This is a genomic window from Azonexus sp., from assembly GCF_041909095.1.
Taxonomy (GTDB): Bacteria; Pseudomonadota; Gammaproteobacteria; order Burkholderiales; family Rhodocyclaceae; genus Azonexus.
Window position 1 is genome coordinate 354,090 of record NZ_JAYREB010000001.1, and the last position, 21,050, is coordinate 375,139.

Consider the following 21,050-nt stretch of genomic DNA (forward strand, 5'->3'; position numbering starts at 1 on the left):
GGCTGCTCCCTCAATCCATCCGCGTGTTCAGGCCCTGCTCGGCCAGTTCGGCGGCGCGCAGCACGGCGCGCGCCTTGTTCCGGGTTTCTTCCCATTCGGACTGCGGATCGGAATCGGCAACGATGCCGGCGCCGGCCTGGACGTGCAGCTTGCCGTCCTTGACCACGGCGGTACGGATGGCAATGGCCAGGTCCATGTCGCCGTTGAAGCCGAGGTAACCGACCGAGCCGGCGTAGATGCCGCGCTTGACCGGTTCCAGTTCGTCGATGATTTCCATCGCCCGCACCTTGGGCGCACCGGAGACGGTGCCGGCCGGGAAAGTTGCCTTAAGTACGTCGACCGCATCGAGGCCTTTCTCCAGCCGGCCTTCGACGTTGGAGACAATGTGCATCACGTGCGAGTAGCGTTCGATGACCATGCGCTCGGTCAGCTTGACGCTGCCGATCCTGGCGACGCGACCGCAGTCGTTGCGGCCAAGGTCGAGCAACTGGGTGTGCTCGGCCAGCTCCTTGGCGTCCGACAGCAGATCTTCGGCCAGCGCCGCATCCTCTTCCGGCGAGACGCCGCGTTTGCGCGTGCCGGCGATCGGACGCACGGTGACGCGGTCGCCTTCGAGGCGGACCAGAATTTCCGGCGAGGCGCCGACGACGTGGTAGTCCTCGAAGTCGAAATAGAACATGTAGGGCGACGGGTTGAGGCTGCGCAGCGTCCGGTACAGCGCCAGCGGGCTGGCGTGGAAGGGCTTGGTCATGCGCTGCGACAGCACCACCTGCATGATGTCGCCGTCGGTGATGTAGTCCTTGGCCTTTTTCACCGCCTGCTTGAACGCCGCCTCGCCGAACACCGACACCGCCGGTTCCGAGTGCGCCGGCTGTTCGGCGGGAATGCTCACCGGCTGGCGCAGCCTGGCGAGCAGTTCCTTGAGCCGGGCGCGCGCCTTCTGGTAAGCGCCGGGAAAGCCGGGTTCGGCATAGACGATCAGCGTCAGCTTGCCGGACAGGTTGTCGACGACGGCGATTTCCTCGGACAGCAGCAACTGGATGTCAGGCGTGCCGATTTCATCCGGGCGCTGGGTCTTGGTCAGCTTGGTCTCGATGTAGCGGATCGTGTCGTAGCCGAAGCAGCCGACCAGACCACCCAGGAAGCGCGGCAGGCCGGTCGCCTCGGGCGCCCGGAAGCGCTTCATGTAGCTGTCGATGAAATCGAGCGGGTTGGCGTCGTTCTCGCGCTCGGCGATGCGGTTGCCGGTCAGCACCAGCACCTCGTGGCCGGTGACGACGATGCGCGTCGGCGAGGCCAGGCCGATGATGGAATAGCGGCCGAAGCGTTCGCCGCCCTGCACCGATTCGAGCAGATAGGTAAACGGCCCGTTGGTCAGCTTCAGGTAAATCGACAGCGGCGTGTCGAGATCGGCAAACGTTTCCAGCGTGACGGGAATACGGTTGTAGCCTTGCGCGGCGAGCGCGTTGAATTCGGTTTCGGTCATGGGATACCTCGGGTACGACAACGATGACGGGGTGCTGCAACTGGGTGCGCCGACAGACTCGGCGCCAGACGGGCGAGAGATTATGGACGCCAGGGGCGCCAACGAAGCTCGATGATCCAGTTGCGGGAAGCAGTCATTTGTCGTGAGGTGTAGAGAAGTCCCGGCCGGAGGCAGCGGGTGGAACGCAGTCTAGCGCATGCGCTTTGCCGCTGTCCACCCGGTAGCGCCTCAGACTTTGGCCAGTTCGCCGCGCAGGGCGGCGATGATTGAGTCGTAGCGATGCGCATCGCTGTCCTTGCCGGCGCCGTAGACGGCCGAACCGGCGACGAAGGCATCGACCCCGGCGCGAGCGATTTCGGCGATGTTGCCGGTGTTCACGCCACCATCAATTTCCAGGCGGATGCGCCGGCCGCTGTCGCGTTCGTAGGCGTCGAGTCTGGCCCGGGCTGCGCGCGCCTTGGCCAGCGTGCCGGGGATGAACTTCTGGCCACCGAAGCCGGGGTTGACGCTCATCAGCAGGACGACGTCGAGCTTGTCCATGACGTAGTCCATGTAATCGAGCGGCGTCGCCGGGTTGAAGACCAGGCCGGCCTGGCAACCGGCGTCGCGGATCAGCGACAGCGTGCGGTCGATGTGCTCGGAGGCTTCCGGGTGGAAGGTGATGATGTTGGCGCCCGCCTTGGCGAAATCGGGCACGATGCGGTCGACCGGCTTGACCATCAGGTGTACGTCGATCGGCGCGTCGGTACACGGGCGGATCGCCTCGCAAACCAGTGGGCCGATGGTCAGGTTGGGAACATAATGGTTGTCCATCACGTCGAAGTGAATCCAGTCGGCGCCAGCGGCGATGACGTTGGCCACTTCCTCGCCCAGTTTGGCGAAATTGGCGGACAGAATGCTCGGTGCAATGACGAAATCCCTGGCTGACATGATGCTTCCCTGAAAACAAGAGACCAAATTATCCCATGAGCGCCCCCGACAAGTACCGCATCGAAATCATCCCCACCCCGCAATTCATCCCCGACCAGTCCGACCCCGACGACAACCGCTACGTCTTCGCCTACACCATCGCCATCCGCAATGTCGGCAGCGTGGCGGCGCAACTGGTGTCACGGCACTGGATCATCACCGACGCCAACAATCAGGTACAGGAAGTGCGCGGCCTCGGCGTCGTCGGCAAGCAGCCGCTACTGCAACCGGGCGAGCGTTTCGAATACACCAGCGGCACTCCGCTGACGACACCGATTGGGACAATGAAAGGCAGCTACCAGATGGTGGCCGAGGACGGCACGCATTTCGACGCCGAGATTCCCGAGTTCGTGCTGGCGATTCCGCGGGCGCTGCACTAAGGCAAAGCGACCGCGCTGTTCAAGCGCCCCAGGAGGCTGGTCCAGGCATGATCGCCGCAGCATTCATGCGCCATTCCCGGCAGGACCAGAACTTCCGTTCCCGGCGGTAGCGCATGCTGCATTGCCGCGGCGGGAACATTCCGGTCTTCGGCACCGAATATCGCCTGCCGCAACACATCTGCGCGCCAGTGACTTATCTTGGCCACATTCAGGGAGCCGGCAAGCGGTGAATATCCGTGCAAGGCCGTCCAGCGCTCATGATCCAGTGGCGAAGCGATCGTCACCACTCGCCGGACTTGCGGAACGCGCTCGGCGAGCAGCATGGCGAGAACCCCACCGCCCGAATACCCGATCAGACTGACGCTGCTGATTGCTGGCTGGCGCCTCAGCCAATCGGCAAGTGCATCAGCCATTGCCTGGACCACTCGGTCCGCATAACGCTGGCTGGTCCACCATTGCGGCGCGCACGCGGCATCACCGTTACCGACGAAATAACAGGGCCGGCCCAGATATAGCGCGGCGCGCTCGTCCTGAACAAGCAGTTCCAGCGCCATCGGTTTGCGCGGCGTCGGGTCGGCGGCGACCACCTCGCCCCCTGCAATCCAGGGACGCCCATCACCTTCGATGTAAACATGAACGTGCCCCCCTTGCTCGATCGGCTTCGAACGCTCGAGCAGCAAGAGGCGAAACCCTTGCGCCGAAACAACTTCCTGACGCAAGGAAGCGCTGTCACGCAAGCTTTCAAAGCGTGCCTGCGAACCGGCACAAGCGCCCAGCAAGCAACTGGCGGAAAACGCCAGCAGGAGAGACAAAAAAACTGGCGGGAGCAACCCCGCCAGCGTATTTTTCAACCGCGACATGCTCGCCGGATCAGAAGCTTTGGCGATACTTGAATTCCAGCGTGTAATCGCGGTAATCGCTGTTACCGACGACGCCATCGAGGTTGACGAAGAAGGAGCGGTCACGATCGATCTCCTTGCTGACGCCGACGGCAACACGGCCATAGTCACGCTGGCCGTCCACGCCCTTGACGCGGAACACGGTATTGGCCGGATCGGCGACGAATGCCGTACGGATCGAGCGGCTATCGTTGCTGAACTCGTGTTCCCAAGCCAAGCTGCCGTTAACCGCCCAACCATTGTTCAGCTTGCGCTCGGCAGCAAGGCCGATCTCGGACACCAGGGAATCGATCGTATTGTCCTTATAGAGCAAAGCCGGCGCACCGCCCTTTTCACGATAGCCATCAATCGCGACATTGGTGTAGTGCAACTGACCGAAAGGCTTCAACGTGGTCGCTTCATTCAGCGCGATCTCCTTGGCCAAACCGAGCGAAATATTCCATTGATTGGCATGGGTGTCGCCGGAAAGGCGGGTTCCAGCAACCGTCCGCTGCGTATCGATGACAACGCGCCCGTAGCCCAGCATACCCTCGACGAACCAGGAGGGCGAGAACTCGTAGGAACCGAAGCCGGAAAGCATGTACATGCTGTTCTCCGCACCGGTTCCCGACATGCCGCTTACATCGGAATCGCCATGCACGTAGCCGAACGACGCGCCGAGCAACAGCTTGCTGTTGATCCGCCGGTCGGCGCCGACTGCCACACTGTAGGTATCCGAGCGATAGCCATTGATCCCGTCGTCACTCGACTGGCGCGCCTCGCCGTAACTGCCCCGGATGAAGAACCCGGTGTCATCCATGTCGTCGGCACTGGCGGCACCACCGCTAAGCCCCGTTGCGCCCATCGGAGTCGGCGCCAGTGAGATGTGATGGGCGGAAGGGTTGTAATTGCCACGAATCTTGGCCAGCCGACTGAAGATCTGACGCCGGTACTGGCTGGCCCCTCGGATGACCGAACTACGCGCCGCCATGATGGAATGCGGCAACATCCGATCAAGACCGGCGCGGACAGCAGCAGCGTTGCCCGAAGGAAGCAGCGTCAGCAGACTGTTATTGCTGGTTTGGCCCAGCGCCCGGCAAAGCCGGGCCGCCTGACCGCTTGCCACGCTGCAATCGATACCGACCACGGTCCCCTGCCCCTGCGAAATCGCCGCCACGATCTTGGCCAACTCCTGCGACAACGAACCCAAGGCCGTCAAATCGTGATACACGCTGCGCAACTGGTCGATATCCATCACGGTGCCACCAGTTGCCAACGACAGTTTGGTGTAATCGGCTTCCGTAGTAGCGCCAATACTATTGGGGGAATTGGGCACGATGGCGTAGCCCTGAACCTTGCTCACCACGCCGGTTACCGGGTCCTTGACGAAAGCAAAACCCGTCGCCGGATCGGCACCGACGATGGCGATCGCGGTGCGGCCCTGGCTGTCGGTGAAGCGCTGATTGACCACGCTGTGCAGGACGATGTGCTTCTGCGCCAGCATCTGCTGCATCGTTGCGGTATTGTTGGCCGTGTTCGTATCGTAAATCGTCTGCCCTTGCGGCAATCCGCTGGTAACCGGCGTACCGCCAGCATCGACATCCCGATCCTCGTCGGTAATCAGCAGAATCGATGCCCCGGCGTTGTTACGGAACTGATAGTTGCGCAACACGTAATCGATCATCCGGTAACCGTCTTCGGTACCGCCAGAAGTATCCAGCTGCGGCGTCACTAATTTGAACTCGGCAGCATCCCCCCACACGGCATCAACACCGCTGGACAGATCAAGGTGCCGGTAAAGCGCCCTACTACTGGTTTCACGCCCAGCTTCGTTGGCTGAAATACCCTGGGAGGCACTTCCACCGAAACCACCCAGACCGTAACGGTTGACCGTCACACTCTGGGCGTTGAGCACGTTGTCGAGGTTTTCGATGTACGAGCCGATGAACTGGTTGTGCTCTCCGGACATCGAGCCGCTTTCGTCAATCGCGACCACCATGTCGATGGTGCTCGCGGCATGCGCTGCGCCGCCCAATGCCGAAACCACTGCTGCAAAAAGCAGATTACGCTTGAAACCCTTCATGAAAACTCCTTGATCAATGCAAAATGTCGCCACCGGCGGGCGACAGACCCGCAGGATTTTTGCATCGATTTACATCTCGAACAAGACAGACCAAAGGCATAACCAGGAATGCCGATCAAATACCCCATCTCACGGAATGACCGCCACAAGCTCACTTAAACGCAGCTACCGCCTGATCGCGCCCTTCTATGACCTGGCAGTGGAGCAGGCGACGCGCGGCATGCGCCGGCACAGCCTGCACGGTCTGCCTTCGCGGCCAGGCACGATCCTGCTCGCCGGGGTCGGCACGGGACTCGACCTGCCACATCTGCCGGCACAGCACCGCTACATCGGTGTCGACCTGACCGGCGCCATGCTCCGGCGCAGCCTGCCGCGCGCTGGCCGGCTCGATTTTCGTCCGGTGCAGGGGGACGTGCACCATCTACCGTTTGCCGACGCCAGTTTTGACGCCGTCGTCGCGCATCTGATCCTCGCTGTGGTGCCGCAGCCGGCGCTGTGCCTGGCGGAAATTGCGCGGGTGCTGAAGCCGGGCGGCGAGGCCTTGATCCTCGACAAGTTCCTGCGCCGCCAGCAGAAGGCGCCGCTACGGCGCCTTCTCAACCCGCTAGCGCGGCGTATCGCCACCCGCTTCGACGTGGTTTTCGAGGACCTGCTCGACGCCAGCCCCGACCTCGCCCTGCGTGACGACAGTCCGGCGCTCGCCGGTGGCTGGTTCCGCCGCATCCGCCTGGTCCGTCGCTGAATCTTCGCCAAGGGCGTCGGCGATCCACGCCTGAAGCAGCGTCCAGGTAATGGCCAGCACAACCGGCCCGACGAAGATGCCGATCAGGCCGAAGCCGAGCATGCCGCCGATGACGCCGGCAAAGATCAGTAGCAGGGGAAGATCGGCGCCGCGACGGATCAGCATCGGGCGCAGGAAGTTGTCGAGGCTGCCGACGATCACGCTCCACACGACAAGAAACACCGCCCAGCCGGTATCGCCCGTCCAGAACAGCCAGCCGGCAGCCGGCAACAGGACCAGCACCGGACCGACCTGGGCAATGCACAGCATCAGCATCAGTGCCGACAACAGGGCGGCGAAGGGCACGCCGGCCAGCGCTAGGCCAAGCCCGCCCAACACCGTCTGCACCAGCGCGGTGACGCCAACGCCAAGCGCAACGCCGCGGATCGCCTGACCGGCGAGGATCACCGAATTCTCGCCGCGTGCACCAGCCAGGCGACGACCGAAGCGGCGCACCAGGCGAGCCGCGGGTTCGCCGCCGGAATACATGATGGCGGCGATGGTGACGATCAGCAGGAACTGCACCAGCATGCCGCCCAGACCACCGACCTGAGCAAGTACCCACTTGCCGGTATCGGCCGCATAGGGCGTGACCTGAGCGATGATGCCGTCGGTGCCGCCAGCTGCCAGCTGCGTCCACAGCCCGGCCAGCGTGGCGCCGACCAAGGGCAGTTCGGCGACCCACTGCGGCAGCGGCGGCAGGCCGTTGGCGATCAGGTGATCGGCGAGCGCTGTCAGCGTCCCGGCGTTGCCGGCGATGGTATCGACCGCCAGCCACAGCGGCAGCACCAGGAGCAGCAGCATGGCCAGCGTCATCAGCGCGATCGCCGGCGCCCGGCGGCCACCCAGCCGCGCTTCGAGCGCCAGGAAGGCCGGCCAGGTGGCGACGACGATCATCGCTGCCCACACGCCGGCGGCCAGGAAGGGACGCAGCACCCATAGCGACAAAGCAACCAGCGCGACAACGAAAAAGATCGCCAGCGTGTTGCGCGTCAGGTCGCGGTGAATGGCACGCATCGCTTACGAGCGGTAGTCGGCGTTGATCTTGACGTAGTCGTACGAGAAGTCGCAGGTATAAACATTGGCTGCGGCATTGCCGCGACCGAGTGCGACGCGCACGGTGATCTCGGCCTGCGCCATCACGCGGGCACCGTCGGCTTCCTGGTAGGCAGCGGCACGGCCGCCGTTTTCGGCGACCAGCACGTCGTCGAGCCAGACCTTGACGGCATCAACGTCGAGGTCGGCAATACCGGCGTAACCGACGGCTGCGAGGATGCGGCCGAGATTGGGGTCGGAAGCGAAGAAGGCGGTCTTGACCAGCGGCGAGTGGCCGATCGCGTAGCCGACCTGGCGGCACTCCTCGACCGACTTGCCACCCTCGACGGCAACGGTGATGAACTTGGTCGCGCCCTCGCCGTCGCGGACGATGGCCTGTGCCAGTTCAACCGACACGGCAATGATCGCCGCCTTGACCTCAGCCCAGCCGGCGTCGCTTTCCGCTGCGAAGCTGGCGCCCGACTGGCCGGAGGCGATCATCACGTAGGAATCGTTGGTCGAGGTGTCGCCATCGACGGTGATGCAGTTGAACGAAGCGTCGGCCGCTTCCTTGACCAGCTTGTCGAGCAGCGACTGGGCGATGCCGGCGTCGGTGGCGAGGAAACCGAGCATGGTCGCCATGTTCGGCCGGATCATGCCGGCGCCCTTGGAAATGCCGGAAATCGTGATTTTCCTGCCATTGACCTCGACCACGCGCGAGGCCGCCTTAGCCACCGTGTCGGTAGTCATGATCCCATGCGCGGCGGCGTGCCAGTTGTCTGCCTTGAGGTCGGCGAAGACCGCCGGCAGGCCGGCCTTGATGCGTTCGACCGGCAGCGGTTCGAGGATGACGCCGGTGGAGAACGGCAGCACCTGATCCGCTGCGACGCCGAGCAGTTCGCCGACCGCCTCGCAGGTCTGGCTGGCGGTCTGGCGACCGGGTTCGCCGGTGCCGGCATTGGCAATGCCGGTGTTGATCACCAGGGCGCGGATTTCCTTGCCGCTGGCCAGATGCTGACGACAGAGCTGGACCGGCGCCGCACAGAAACGGTTCTGGGTGAACACGCCGGCCACCGTGCAGCCGGCATCGAGCGCGACCAGCGTCAGGTCGCGGCGGTTCTTCTTGCGGATTTCGGCTTCAGCGACGCCGAGACGGACGCCGGCCACGGCGAACAGTTGGTCGGCGGTCGGGGTGGCGTAATTGACGGGCATGCTAGGGGCTCCAACAGCATCAAGGCACCGCGTAGGGTGCCTTGGGGTTTTCGATATTCAGGACAGTTTACCGTGACAGTGCTTGTATTTCTTGCCGGAACCGCAGGGGCAGGGATCGTTGCGCCCAACCTTGGGTCCGTTCTCGACCGGCTGATTGGCCTCGCCACCTTCGTCGGCCAGCGCCTCGTCGTAACCGGCATGCTGGTACTTGACGTTGCTGACATCGGCGTGCGGCGCGGTTTCCTCGACGTCTTCCGGCGAACGGATCTGCACCGTGAACACGACGCGGGTGACCTGGGTTCGCACCTGGTCGAGCAGGGTCTCGAACAGTTCAAAGGCTTCGCGCTTGTATTCCTGCTTCGGGTTTTTCTGCGCGTAACCGCGCAGGTGGATGCCCTGGCGCAGGTGGTCGAGCGCCGCCAGATGCTCGCGCCAGAAGGAGTCGAGGCTCTGCAGCATGACGTTGCGTTCGAACTGGCGGAAGGTTTCGCCGCCAACCATCTCGACCTTGGCCTGGTAGGCCTGGGCCGCGCCCTCAAGGATGCGGGCAAGGATTTCCTCGTCGCTCAGCGTCGGTTCGGCCTTGACCCAGTCGGCGACCGGCGGCGCGATCAGCAGGTCGGCGGCGAGTTCCTTCTGCAAGCCATCGAGATCCCACTGTTCCTCGACCGACTCGGCCGGCACATGCTTGCGGAAGATGTCGGTGATGACACCGTCGCGCATCGCGGCGATGGTCTCGGCGATGTCTTCGGTTTCCAGCAGTTCGTTGCGCTGCTGATAGATCACCTTGCGCTGGTCGTTGGCGACGTCGTCGTATTCCAGCAACTGCTTGCGGATGTCGAAGTTGCGGGCTTCGACCTTGCGCTGCGCCGATTCCAGCGAGCGGGTGACGAGCGGATGCTCGATCGCCTCGCCTTCCGGCATCTTCAGCTTGTCCATGATGGCGCGCAGGCGCTCGCCGGCGAAGATGCGCAGCAGCGAATCGTCAAGGCACAGATAGAAGCGTGACGAGCCGGCATCGCCCTGGCGACCGGCACGGCCACGCAACTGGTTGTCGATGCGGCGCGACTCGTGACGCTCGGAACCGATGATGTGCAGGCCGCCGGCGGCCAGCACCTGATCGTGCACCTTCTGCCACTCGCCCTTCATCTCGGCGACCTTGGCCTCACGCGCTTCCGGCGTCAGCGCTTCGTCGCCGCGCACGGCGTCGAGCAGCTTCTCGATGTTGCCGCCGAGGACGATGTCGGTACCGCGACCGGCCATGTTGGTGGCGATCGTGATCATCCCCGGGCGGCCGGCCTGGGCGACAATCTCGGCTTCGCGGGCGTGCTGCTTGGCGTTGAGCACCTGGTGCGACAGTTTTTCCTTGTCGAGCAGCGACGACAGCAGTTCCGACGCTTCGATCGAAGTGGTACCCACCAGCACCGGCTGGCCGCGTTTGGCGCAATCCTTGATGTCGGCAATGATCGCCGCGTGCTTTTCGTCGGCAGTCTTGTACACCAGGTCGTTCATGTCCTTGCGCACCATCGGCCGATGGGTCGGGATGACGACGGTTTCCAGGCCGTAGATCTGCTGGAATTCGTAGGCTTCGGTATCGGCGGTGCCGGTCATGCCGGCCAGTTTGCCGTACATGCGGAAGTAGTTCTGGAAGGTGATCGACGCCAGCGTCTGGTTTTCCGACTGGATGGCGACGCCTTCCTTGGCCTCGACCGCCTGGTGCAGACCGTCCGACCAGCGGCGACCGACCATCAGTCGACCGGTGAATTCGTCGACGATGATGATCTCGCCGTTCTGCACCACGTAGTGCTGGTCCTTGTGGAACAGCGTCAGCGCGCGCAGGGCGGCGTTCAGGTGGTGCATCAGCGTGATGTTGGCGGCGTCGTACAAACTGCTGCCTTCGGCCAGCATGCCGGCATCGGCCAGCAACAGCTCGGCATGCTCGTAACCGGCTTCCGAAAGATGGACCTGATGGCCCTTCTCGTCGACCCAGTAATCGCCCTCGGCGTTTTCCTCGGCGGCGCGCGACAGTTGCGGCACCACGCTCTTCATCCGGACGTAAAGGTCGGTGTGATCGTCGGCCTGGCCGGAGATGATCAGCGGCGTGCGCGCCTCGTCGATCAGGATCGAGTCGACTTCGTCGACGATGGCGTAGCCCAGGCCGCGCTGCACACGCTGGCCAGCGCTGTAGACCATGTTGTCGCGCAGGTAGTCGAAACCGAATTCGTTGTTGGTGCCGTAGGTGATATCGGCGGCGTAGGCGGCCTGCTTGGCCTCGTGATCCATCTGCGACAGGTTGATGCCGACGGAGAGGCCGAGGAAACGGTGCAGGCGCCCCATCCATTCGGCGTCGCGGCTGGCCAGGTAGTCGTTGACCGTGATGACATGCACGCCCTTGCCGGAAATCGCGTTGAGGTAGGCGGGCAGCGTAGCAACCAGGGTCTTGCCTTCGCCGGTGCGCATTTCGGCGATCTTGCCGTAGTGCAGGACCATGCCGCCGATCAGCTGGACATCGAAGTGGCGCATGCCGAGCACCCGCTTGCCGGCTTCGCGGACGACGGCGAAGGCTTCCGGCAGCAAGTCATCGAGCGATTCACCGTCGCCATGCCGCTTACGGAACTCCTCGGTCTTTGCCTGCAACTGCGCATCGGACAAGGCCGCAATCTGCGGTTCGAGCGCATTGATGCGCTTGACGGTCTGCGAGTATTGCTTGATCAGCCGGTCATTGCGGCTGCCGAAAATCTTTTTGAGTAGGCCGGATATCATCGCACTGGAATAGATTCTTGCGCCGACAGGCGCAATGGAGCCGGGATTCTAGCATGCCCGCCGAGAGCGACGGGCAGCACAGCATCGTATTGGCGAGGAGGGAATCAGCGCCGCTTCAGGCTGGCGAAATGCTCGCCCCGCTTGAGGAAAGTCGCCGGATTCTGCGGCACGCCCAGCATCCGCACCTCGAAATGCAGATGCGGCCCCGACGAACGGCCGGTACTGCCGACCGCACCGATGTTCTCGCCGCGGCGGACGATCTGCGACTCAGTGACCTTGATCTCCGAAAGGTGGGCATAACGCGACAGCAGCCCCTCGCCATGGTCGATATCGACCATGTTGCCGAATTCCGGGTGAAAGGAAGCCACGACGACCACGCCATCAGCCGCCGCCAGCACCGGCGTGCCGTTCGGCGCCGAGAAATCCAAGCCGTCGTGGCGCGAGCGCAAGCCAGAGAAAGGATCGCTGCGATAGCCGAACGCCGACCCCATGACGGCATTCTTCACCGGCAGCGTGGTCGGCATCAGGCGCTCCTCGACCCGTTTTTCCAGCAACTTGAATTCCATGAAGGCAAGATCGTCGGCCTTGCGATCGACCTCCGCTGCCAGACGCTCGATTTCCTGCTGCAGCTCGGCGGCTGACAGGGGAGCGGGGATGAACGGCCCGCCCTGCCCCGACCTGCTTTCCTTTTCCGTAGGCGGCGTCTTCTTGATGCCGGCGAGATCGGAAACGCGATTGCCCAGCGTATCGAGTTGCAGCAGACGACCCTGCAACTCACCAAGGCGGGTTGCCATCAGATTCAGGTTGTTGGTGATGTAATTGCGCGTTTCGCGGGATTCCTGCTGCTGGATGGAAACCAGGATGCGCTCGACGATCGGCAGCCGGAAATGCAGCGACATCATCGAGAACAATGCCGACGAAAGGAGGACCAGCAACAGAAATACCAGCACCGCAGCCACCACGTGACGGGGCATAATGGTAATCGTGCGCGCCGACTTGAGATGGCGCGAAACCAAGATGATCTGCACGTAAGCTCCTATGTACAAAGCGCCGCAAGACTACCTCGACGCCGATGCTGCCGCGGGCCGCATCATGGCCCATGCCCGACTGCTGATGAAGCTGTCCAGCCGGTTCGACGCGGTCGCCCCCGCCGCCCTGCGCCATGCCGCGCATGTCGCCAACTACAAGTCGGGGAAGCTCGTTATCCACGCCGATAACGGCGCGGTCGCCGCCAAAATCCGCCAGATGCACCGACGGCTGTGCGACGAGTTATCCAAGAAAGCGCCCGAGTGTAACGATATCGAGGTCAAAGTTCAACCTCGACAAAATCTCGGCCGATCAAGCACTTCCACGATCAAGCCGATTTCCGGCGCAGCGGCGGCAACACTCGCCAGGACGACGGCCGCCCTACCGCCGGGGCCGCTGCGCAGCGCGCTGGACACCCTGTTGCAGCGGGCGGCTAGACGGGAATGATGGCCAGACGCTCGACGAACATCAGCGCAAAGACGAGCAACGCGAAGAGGATGCCGTAACGCAGCAGGCGCCAGCTGAAGGCGAGATATTCACGGCGCCCGGTGAAGGCGTAGAGGACGACCCCGACCCCGACGGCGATGACGAGAACGACTGCCAGCAGGCGCAGCAGCCACATCGCGGTATCAGGCGGTCTGCGCCAGCCAACGCGTGACGCCTTGCGGCACGCTCGCCGGCTCGGGGAAGCTGACCAGCTCCCAGGCCTCCTGCTGCTGCAGGAGAGCGCGCGCCAGCTGGTTGTTCAGGGCATGACCGCCCTTGTGCGAAGCGTAGGCGGCGAGCAGCGGATGGCCGAGCAGGTAGAGGTCGCCGACCGCATCGAGGATCTTGTGTTTGACGAACTCGTCGCCGTAACGCAGTCCATCCTGATTGAGGACGCGGAACTCGTCGAGGACGATCGCGTTCTCCAGTCCGCCGCCAAGCGCCAGGCCGTTCTCGCGCAGATATTCGACCTCCTGCATGAAGCCGAAGGTGCGCGCCCGCGAGACTTCGCGGACATAGGAATGTTCGGCGAAATCGATTTCCGCCTGCTGCGCCGAACGATCGATCGCCGGATGGTGGAAGACGATGGAGAAGCTCAGGCGATAGCCGTCGTAAGGCTCGAAGCGCGCCCACTTGTCGCCGTCGCGGACTTCGATCGGGCGGGTGACGCGAATGAATTTCTTGGCGGCATTCTGTTCCTCGATCCCCGCCGACTGGATCAGGAACACGAAAGGCGCTGCCGAACCGTCGAGGATGGGCACTTCCGGTGCATCAAGGTCGATCCAGGCATTGTCGATGCCGAGGCCACAGAGCGCCGACATCAGGTGTTCGATGGTGCCGACCTTGACCCCATCGCGCTCCAGGCAGGAACACATGCGGGTGTCGCCGATCAAAACCGCCTGCGCGGGAATGTCGACCGGTTGCGGCAGATCAACGCGACGAAAGACGATGCCGGTATCCGGTGCGGCCGGGCGCAGGGTCAGATTGACCTTGACACCGCCGTGCAGACCGACGCCCGAGGCATGAATGACCGTCTTCAGCGTGCGTTGCTTTAGCATGTTGGCAAGTGATTGAAATTACTGGGGAAGGCGGCGCATTCTAACACAATGCGCCGCCGCCCTTTTCAGAGAGAGCTTTTGTTACAGGTCAATCCGCCTGCTTGCGCAGGAATGCCGGAATGTCGTAACGATCGACCCCGCTGTTGGCCAGCGCCTCGACGGTGACGTTGCGCTTCCTGACCACGGCCGGCACATCGGCAATCTGGTTGTAGTCGATCGCCGCGCCGCTGCTGAAGGAAACGGCATCGTGCGTGCCGGTGGCGACTGCCTCGACCATCGGCGTGTTGATCACTTCGAAGCTCTGGCGCTTGGCTGCCGCCTGGCCGAGACCGGTGGCGACGACGGTGACGCGCAGCGCATCGCCCATCAGTTCGTCGTACACGGCACCGAAGATGACGTGCGCGTCCTCGGCGGCGAAAGCCTTGACGGTGTTCATCACTTCATTGACTTCCTTCATCTTCAGGTTGCCCTTGGCGGCCGTGATGTTAACCAGCACGCCGCGCGCGCCGGACAGGTTCACGCCTTCAAGCAGCGGCGAAGCGACGGCCTGCTCGGCAGCGATGCGCGCCCGGTCGACACCGGCCGCAGCGGCCGACCCCATCATGGCGCGGCCCATCTCGCCCATCACCGTGCGCACGTCTTCGAAGTCGACGTTGATCAGGCCCGGGTAGGTAATGATTTCGGCGATGCCGCCGACCGCGTTCTTCAGCACGTCGTCAGCCGCCTTGAAGCAGTCGTCGACGTCGGCGTCGTCGCCCATGACTTCCATCAGCTTGTCGTTAAGAATGACGATCAGCGAATCGACATGCTTGGAGAACTCGGAAATGCCGGCCTCGGCCGACTTCATCCGCTTGCCGCCTTCGAAGCTGAACGGCTTGGTCACCACGCCGACGGTCAGGATGCCCATTTCGCGGGCGATCTCGGCCACCACCGGGGCAGCGCCCGTACCCGTGCCACCGCCCATGCCGGCGGTGATGAAGGCCATGTGCGCGCCGGTCAGCGCTTCACGGATTTCGTCGCGGTGCGCGTCCGCCGCCGCCTTGCCGGCTTCCGGCTTGGCGCCGGCGCCCAGCCCGGTCTTGCCGAGCGACAGCTTGCTCGACGCGGCGTTGCGCGCCAGCGCCTGGGCATCGGTGTTGGCGGCGATGAATTCGACGCCGTTCACCCCTTCGCGGATCATGTGCTCGATGGCATTGCCGCCGGCACCACCCACCCCGAACACCTTGATCACGGTGCCGAGTTCCTCTTCCTTCTCGATGATTTCAAACATGACGACCTCCTCTGAAAAGACTTTTCAACAAACAATCAGAAATTCTTGGAAAACCACTGCTTCATGCTGGAGAAGACATCCTTGATGCCCTGCTTCTCCTGAATCTTCAAACCGCGCTTGCGCTGCGCCTGCGCTTCCAGCAGCAGGCCGAAAGCGGTCGAGAAGCGCGGGTTCTGGACGACGTCCGACAGGCTGGCCTCGTACTTGGGGTTACCGAGACGCACCGGCATGTGGAAGATTTCCTCGCCCAGATCGACCATCCCCGGCATCACGCTGGCGCCGCCGGTCAGGACGATGCCGGACGACAGGACGTCCTCGAAGCCGGCGCGGCGCAGTTCGTGCTGGATCAGCTCGTAGAGCTCCTCGACGCGCGGCTGGATCACGTCGGCCAGGGCACGGCGGCTCAGCTTGCGGCTCGGCCGGTCGTCCACGCCGGCAACGTCGAGGTTTTCCGAAAGGTCGGCGAGTTGCGCCAGGGCGCAGCCGAACTTGCACTTGATGTCCTCGGCCTCGCGCGTCGGCGTGCGCAGCGCCATGGCGATGTCGTTGGTGATCTGGTCGCCGGCGATCGGGATCACCGAGGTGTGGCGGATGGCGCCCTGCGTCCACACGGCGATGTCGGTGGTGCCGCCGCCGATGTCGATCAGGCAGACGCCGAGATCCTTCTCGTCCTCGGACAGGGTCGCGTAGCTCGATGCCAGCGGCTGCAGCACCAGGTCATTCACTTCGAGGCCGCAGCGGCGCACGCACTTGACGATGTTCTGTGCTGCCGACACGGCGCCGGTGACGATGTGCGTCTTCACTTCCAGGCGCATGCCGCTCATGCCGATCGGCTCGCGGATGCCGTCCTGGCCGTCGATGACGAATTCCTGGGTGAGGATGTGCAGAATTTCCTGCTCGGCCGGGATCGGCATCGCCCGCGCCGTCTCGATCACGCGCTCGACGTCGGCCTGCGTCACTTCCTTGTCCTTGATCGCCACCATGCCGTTCGAGTTGAAGCTCTTGATGTGGCTGCCGGCGATGCCGGTGTAGACATTGCTCACCTTGCAGTCGGCCATCAGTTCGACTTCCTGGATGACGCGGCTGATCGTGTGCACCGTTTCCTCGATGTTGACCACGACCCCCTTCTTCAGCCCGCGCGAATCCTGCGAGCCCATGCCGATCACGCTCAGCCGTCCCTCGTTGTCGATGTCGGCGACCAGCGCGACGATCTTCGACGTTCCGATATCCAGGCCAACCACCAGATCCTTGTTGTCCCTGCTCATAGTCTTACTTTCCCTTCCCCTCGCCCGCGACCTTCATCGCGAAACCATTCGGATACCGCAAATCCACGACTGCCGGCAGTACCGGCAAATTCCCGACCAGCGTCGGATAAACCTCGACAAAACGCTGCAGGCGCGAGCCCACCGTGAATTTCGGATGCTCGCGCCCGACCTCGATGCGCATCCCGTTGCCCAGCCTGACCTGCCAGGCCAGGCGCGGCGACAAGCTGACCTGCACCGGCGTCTCGCCGATCGCCGCAAAGCTCTTGCCGAAGGCCGCGAAGCGCTGCAGGACTTCCTGGGCGGTGCCCGGTGGACCGACCAGCAAGGGCAGACGCGCCATCTCGCTCTCTGGCAGCAAGGCGGCAAATACCTCGCCGTAGCTGTTGACCATTTCGGCATAGCCCTCGCCCCACCGCGCCACCGGCTGGTGCTCTTCGATCTTCACTTCCAGACTGGCCGGCCAGACGCGCCGGACATGCGCCTTGCGCACCCAGGGCAACTGTTCCAGCGCGACGCGCACGGCTTCCAGATCGAGACTGAAGAAGTTGCCGCGCAGCGCCGACGGCAGCACCTGCTCGATCTCGCCACGCCGCACATGCGCCAACGGCTCGACGAAGATCACCTGCTTGACCGGCAAGGAGGGCACGCGCACCACCCAGACCGCACCGGCCGCCAGCAAGGCGGCGGCGCCGACCAGCAGCAGCAGGTCGGCGATCGCGTTGAGGAGTTGCGGTTTGTGCCACATTCATCGTCTCAGTCGTTGGCGGCCAGTTCGAGGACGCGGCGCACCAGCGCGGCGTAATCCATGCCCGCCGCCCGCGCGCCCATCGGCACCAGCGAGTGGTCGGTCATGCCCGGCGCGGTGTTCACTTCCAGGAAGTAATGATTGCCGTCTTCGTCCATCAGGAAATCGACTCGCCCCCAGCCACGCCCGTCGAGCATGCGGAAGGCCTCCAGCGCCTGGGCGCGGATCTGTATTTCCTTCGCTTCCGGCAGACCGCAGGGGCAAAGGTAACGGGTGTCATCGCGGTTGTACTTGGCTTCGTAGTCGTACCACTCGGTGGCCGGCTCGATCTTGATGATCGGCAACACCTGGTCGCCGACGATGCCGACCGTGTATTCGCCGCCCATGACGCCCTTTTCGGCGATCACCAGCGGGTCATGGCGGGCCGCCTCGGCGTAGGCCGCCTTCAATTCACCACGCGCCTTGACCTTGGTCACGCCGATCGACGAACCTTCGCGCGCCGGCTTGACGAACAGCGGCAGGCCGAGTTCTTCCTCGATTTCGGCGAAGTCGGACGCCGCATTGAGCAGCGCGTATTCCGGCACCGGCAAACCTGCCGCCTGCCACATCAGCTTGGTGCGGAACTTGTCCATGGCCAGCGCCGAGGCGAGCACGCCGGAGCCGGTATAGGGGATGTGCATGACTTCGAGCGCCCCCTGGATCGTGCCGTCCTCGCCATGGCGGCCGTGCAGCGCGATGAAGGCGCGGTCGTAGCCCTTCAGCGCGTCGAGCGGCTGGCTGGCCGGATCGAAGGCGTGAGCGTCGATCCCCTGGCCCTGCAGCGCAGCCAGCACCCGCGAACCACTGTTCAGGGAAACCTCGCGCTCGGCGGAAGTACCACCGAAAAGGACGGCAACTTTACCGAAATCAGTCATACAAATTCTCCATTCACCGCAGACGCGCAGAGAACGCGAGGAGTCGCCGAGAAAGGCAAAAACCCTTCCCGCATTTCCTCTGCGACCCTCTGCGCACTCCGCGCCTCTGCGGTGAAGCTTTTCATTGCACATCCACCAGTTTGCCGGGCACCGCACCGATCGAACCGGCGCCCATGGTCAGAACCACGTCGCCGTCGCGGGCGACATCCATGATCGTTTGCGGCATCGCCGCGATATCCTCGACGAACACCGGCTCGACCTTGCCGCTAACGCGCAGGGCGCGTGCCAGCGAACGACCGTCGGCGGCGACGATGGGCGCCTCGCCGGCGGCGTAGATCTCGGCCAGGCACAGCGCATCTACCGTCGACAGAACTTTGACGAAATCCTCGAAACAGTCGCGGGTGCGCGTGTAGCGGTGCGGCTGGAAGGCGAGCAGCAGGCGACGACCGGGGAAAGCGCCGCGGGCGGCGGCGAGCGTCGCCGCCATCTCGACCGGGTGATGCCCGTAGTCATCGACCAGCGTGAAGCTGCCCCCCGCCGGCAGCGCGACTTCACCGTAGCGCTGGAAGCGGCGGCCGACGCCCTTGAATTCGGCGAGCGCCTTGACGATCGCCGCGTCGGCGACCCCGACTTCGGTAGCAACGGCGATCGCCGCCAGCGCGTTGAGTACGTTGTGCATGCCCGGCGTGTTCAGCGTGATTTCCAGACGCGACTCCGAACCGTTCACGCGAACGCAGGTGAAACGCATCTGCGCGCCGTCGGCGACAACATTCTCGGCGCGGAAGTTGGCGTCCGGGCTCAACCCGTAGCTGACGATCTGCTTGCTCACCTGCGGCATGATCGCCCGCACGTTGGCATCGTCGGCACAGAGCACGGCGACACCGTAGAAGGGCAGCCGGTTGAGGAAATCGACAAAGGCGCCCTTGAGCCGCTCGAAGTCGTGGCCGTAGGTCTCCATGTGGTCGGCGTCGATGTTGGTGACCACCGAAATCACCGGCGACAGGAAGAGGAAGGAGGCGTCGGATTCATCCGCCTCGGCCACCAGGAAGTCGCCGCTACCCAGGCGGGCGTTGGCGCCGGCCGCGTTGAGGCGGCCGCCGATGACGAAGGTCGGGTCAACACCGCCTTCGGCCAGGATGCTGGTGACCAGGCTGGTCGTCGTCGTCTTGCCGTGGGTGCCGGCGATGGCGATGCCGCGCTTCAGGCGCATCAATTCGGCCAGCATCTGCGCCCGCGGCACCACCGGAATGCGCTTCTCGCGGGCGGCGACGACCTCCGGGTTGTCTTCCTTGACCGCTGTCGACACGACCACCGCGTCGGCCCCGGCAATGTTCTCGGCGGCGTGACCGATGGTCACCCGCACGCCCTCGCCTTCCAGGCGGCGCGTCGTCGCACTGGCGGCGATGTCGGAACCGCTGACCGTGTAGTCGAGGTGGGCGAGCACTTCGGCGATGCCGCTCATGCCCGAGCCACCGACGCCGACGAAGTGGATGTGTTTGACCTTGTGTCTCATTTGGCTGCTTCGATACAGAGATTGACCACGTCCAGCGTGGCATCCGGCTTGGCCAGGCTGCGGGCCTTTTCGGCCATTTCCAGCAGCTGGCTGCGCGAGTAGTTGCGGATCAGCGCGATCGCATCCGGCGTCAGTTGGCTTTGCGGCAGCAGGAAGGCGCCGCCGACATTGACCAGGAATTTCGCGTTGGCCGTCTGGTGGTCGTCCACCGCATGCGGGAAGGGCACCAGGATGCTGGCCACGCCGACCGCCGCCAGTTCGGCGATGGTCAGGGCACCGGCACGGCAGATCACCAGATCGGCCCACTCGAAGGCGCCGGCCATGTCTTCGATGAAGGGCACACAGTGCGCCTGCACGCCGACTGCTGCGTAGGCCGCCTTCAGCGCGTCGATATGTTTTTCGCCGGCCTGATGGACGATCTGCGGCTGCTGCTCGGCGGTGAGCTGCGACAGGCCTTGCGGTACCGTCTCGTTGAGCGCCTGGGCGCCCAGGCTGCCGCCGATCACCAGCAGGCGCAGCGCCCCGTCGCGGCCGGCGAAGCGCTCGACCGGCGGCGCCACGGCGGCGATTTCCGGACGCACCGGATTGCCCAGCCAGACGCCCTTCTTCAGCACTTCCGGGAAGCCGGTGGCGATGCGGTCGGCGACAACGGCCAGCACCCGATTGGCCAGTCCGGCGACCGAATTCTGCTCATGCAGCACCAGCGGCACGCCGCTCAGCGCCGCCATCATGCCGCCGGGGAAGGTGATGTAGCCGCCCATGCCGAGCACCACGTTCGGCTTGACCTGGCGGATCGCCTTGAGGCCCTGCCAGAAACCACGCAGCAGGTTCACCGGCAGCAGCAGCTTGCGCGCCAGCCCCTTGCCGCGCAACGCGGCAAAGTCGAGCCAGAGCATCTCGAAACCGTGCTGCGGCACCAGGCGTGCTTCCATGCCTTGCGGATTGCCAAGCCAGACCACGCGCCAGCCTGCGTCACGCATCTTGTGGGCGACGGCCAGGGCGGGGAAGATATGGCCGCCGGTACCGCCGGCCATGATCATGATGGTTTTAGACATGGCAGCCCCCTTCGCATTTAGCGCCTGCGGTTTGCCACAGCCTGTTTTGTCTCCGGCCGCGCTGCGCGCTTAACTTGCTGCGCAAGTTAGCCTGCGACGAAACAGGCAATTGATGAATTTGCGCTTTCGGT

At 64.0% G+C, this 21,050-nt stretch carries 18 protein-coding genes and 1 pseudogene; 3 read left to right on the plus strand and 16 right to left on the minus strand.

Features of this window, described 5'->3' with window-relative positions; translation table 11 throughout:
- Window positions 1–10: 10 nt before the first annotated feature.
- Complete coding sequence (gene trpE, locus ACE3OV_RS01790) at window positions 11–1,486, minus strand: anthranilate synthase component I (RefSeq protein WP_374324432.1); 1,476 nt, start codon at window positions 1,484–1,486, stop codon at window positions 11–13.
- A 228-nt stretch (window positions 1,487–1,714) separates the two neighbouring features.
- A complete protein-coding gene (rpe, locus tag ACE3OV_RS01795; protein WP_374324433.1) occupies window positions 1,715–2,416 on the minus strand; it encodes a ribulose-phosphate 3-epimerase in 702 nt (233 codons plus the stop codon).
- 35 nt (window positions 2,417–2,451) lie between these two features.
- Between rpe and apaG the strand changes: the two genes are divergently transcribed.
- On the plus strand, window positions 2,452–2,835 hold the full coding sequence (apaG, locus tag ACE3OV_RS01800) for a Co2+/Mg2+ efflux protein ApaG (protein ID WP_374324434.1): 384 nt from the start codon (window positions 2,452–2,454) through the stop codon (window positions 2,833–2,835).
- Here apaG and ACE3OV_RS01805 read toward each other — a convergent pair.
- Entirely contained in the window at window positions 2,832–3,800 is a 969-nt protein-coding gene (locus tag ACE3OV_RS01805) for an alpha/beta hydrolase (protein ID WP_374326244.1), read from the minus strand. The genes apaG and ACE3OV_RS01805 overlap by 4 nt on opposite strands.
- On the minus strand, window positions 3,706–5,796 hold the full coding sequence (locus ACE3OV_RS01810; RefSeq protein ID WP_374324435.1) for an autotransporter outer membrane beta-barrel domain-containing protein: 2,091 nt from the start codon (window positions 5,794–5,796) through the stop codon (window positions 3,706–3,708). Before ACE3OV_RS01810 ends, ACE3OV_RS01805 begins: the two co-directional genes overlap by 95 nt.
- Before the next feature lie 136 nt (window positions 5,797–5,932).
- Between ACE3OV_RS01810 and ACE3OV_RS01815 the strand changes: the two genes are divergently transcribed.
- Complete coding sequence (locus tag ACE3OV_RS01815; protein WP_374324436.1) at window positions 5,933–6,538, plus strand: class I SAM-dependent methyltransferase; 606 nt, start codon at window positions 5,933–5,935, stop codon at window positions 6,536–6,538.
- Between the two features lie 15 nt (window positions 6,539–6,553).
- On the opposite strand, the pseudogene ydiK reads toward ACE3OV_RS01815, so the two are convergent.
- From ydiK to ACE3OV_RS01835, 4 genes and pseudogenes are all read right to left on the minus strand, one after another.
- Window positions 6,554–7,594 (minus strand): annotated as a pseudogene (gene ydiK / locus ACE3OV_RS01820) (AI-2E family transporter YdiK); the annotation flags it as partial.
- A gap of 3 nt (window positions 7,595–7,597) precedes the next feature.
- Complete coding sequence (gene argJ / locus ACE3OV_RS01825) at window positions 7,598–8,824, minus strand: bifunctional glutamate N-acetyltransferase/amino-acid acetyltransferase ArgJ (protein ID WP_374324438.1); 1,227 nt, start codon at window positions 8,822–8,824, stop codon at window positions 7,598–7,600.
- A gap of 57 nt (window positions 8,825–8,881) precedes the next feature.
- Entirely contained in the window at window positions 8,882–11,587 is a 2,706-nt protein-coding gene (gene secA, locus ACE3OV_RS01830; RefSeq protein WP_374324439.1) for a preprotein translocase subunit SecA, read from the minus strand.
- Window positions 11,588–11,691: 104 nt separating this feature from the next.
- Complete coding sequence (locus ACE3OV_RS01835) at window positions 11,692–12,615, minus strand: M23 family metallopeptidase (RefSeq protein ID WP_374324440.1); 924 nt, start codon at window positions 12,613–12,615, stop codon at window positions 11,692–11,694.
- Between the two features lie 10 nt (window positions 12,616–12,625).
- Between ACE3OV_RS01835 and ACE3OV_RS01840 the strand changes: the two genes are divergently transcribed.
- On the plus strand, window positions 12,626–13,060 hold the full coding sequence (locus tag ACE3OV_RS01840; protein WP_374324441.1) for a DciA family protein: 435 nt from the start codon (window positions 12,626–12,628) through the stop codon (window positions 13,058–13,060).
- Here the strand turns inward: ACE3OV_RS01840 and ACE3OV_RS01845 are convergent.
- The 8 genes from ACE3OV_RS01845 to murG form a co-directional block, all read right to left on the minus strand.
- Window positions 13,047–13,235, minus strand: coding sequence for a hypothetical protein (locus tag ACE3OV_RS01845; RefSeq protein WP_374324442.1), 189 nt, complete (start codon window positions 13,233–13,235; stop codon window positions 13,047–13,049). The genes ACE3OV_RS01840 and ACE3OV_RS01845 overlap by 14 nt on opposite strands.
- Window positions 13,236–13,242: 7 nt before the next feature.
- Window positions 13,243–14,157, minus strand: coding sequence for a UDP-3-O-acyl-N-acetylglucosamine deacetylase (lpxC, locus tag ACE3OV_RS01850; RefSeq protein ID WP_374324443.1), 915 nt, complete (start codon window positions 14,155–14,157; stop codon window positions 13,243–13,245).
- Window positions 14,158–14,245: 88 nt separating this feature from the next.
- Window positions 14,246–15,427: a cell division protein FtsZ gene (gene ftsZ / locus ACE3OV_RS01855; protein WP_374324445.1), complete on the minus strand. Its 1,182-nt coding sequence runs from the start codon at window positions 15,425–15,427 to the stop codon at window positions 14,246–14,248.
- A 35-nt stretch (window positions 15,428–15,462) separates the two neighbouring features.
- Window positions 15,463–16,692, minus strand: a complete 1,230-nt coding sequence (gene ftsA, locus ACE3OV_RS01860; protein WP_374324447.1) for a cell division protein FtsA — start codon at window positions 16,690–16,692, stop codon at window positions 15,463–15,465.
- A gap of 4 nt (window positions 16,693–16,696) precedes the next feature.
- Window positions 16,697–17,437 (minus strand): cell division protein FtsQ/DivIB, encoded by a 741-nt coding sequence (locus ACE3OV_RS01865; RefSeq protein ID WP_374324450.1) that lies wholly within the window; start codon window positions 17,435–17,437, stop codon window positions 16,697–16,699.
- A gap of 8 nt (window positions 17,438–17,445) precedes the next feature.
- Window positions 17,446–18,351, minus strand: a complete 906-nt coding sequence (locus ACE3OV_RS01870) for a D-alanine--D-alanine ligase (RefSeq protein ID WP_374324452.1) — start codon at window positions 18,349–18,351, stop codon at window positions 17,446–17,448.
- Window positions 18,352–18,472: 121 nt separating this feature from the next.
- A complete protein-coding gene (gene murC, locus ACE3OV_RS01875) occupies window positions 18,473–19,864 on the minus strand; it encodes a UDP-N-acetylmuramate--L-alanine ligase (protein ID WP_374324453.1) in 1,392 nt (463 codons plus the stop codon).
- Window positions 19,861–20,919, minus strand: a complete 1,059-nt coding sequence (murG, locus tag ACE3OV_RS01880; protein ID WP_374324455.1) for an undecaprenyldiphospho-muramoylpentapeptide beta-N-acetylglucosaminyltransferase — start codon at window positions 20,917–20,919, stop codon at window positions 19,861–19,863. Before murG ends, murC begins: the two co-directional genes overlap by 4 nt.
- Window positions 20,920–21,050 lie beyond the last annotated feature (131 nt).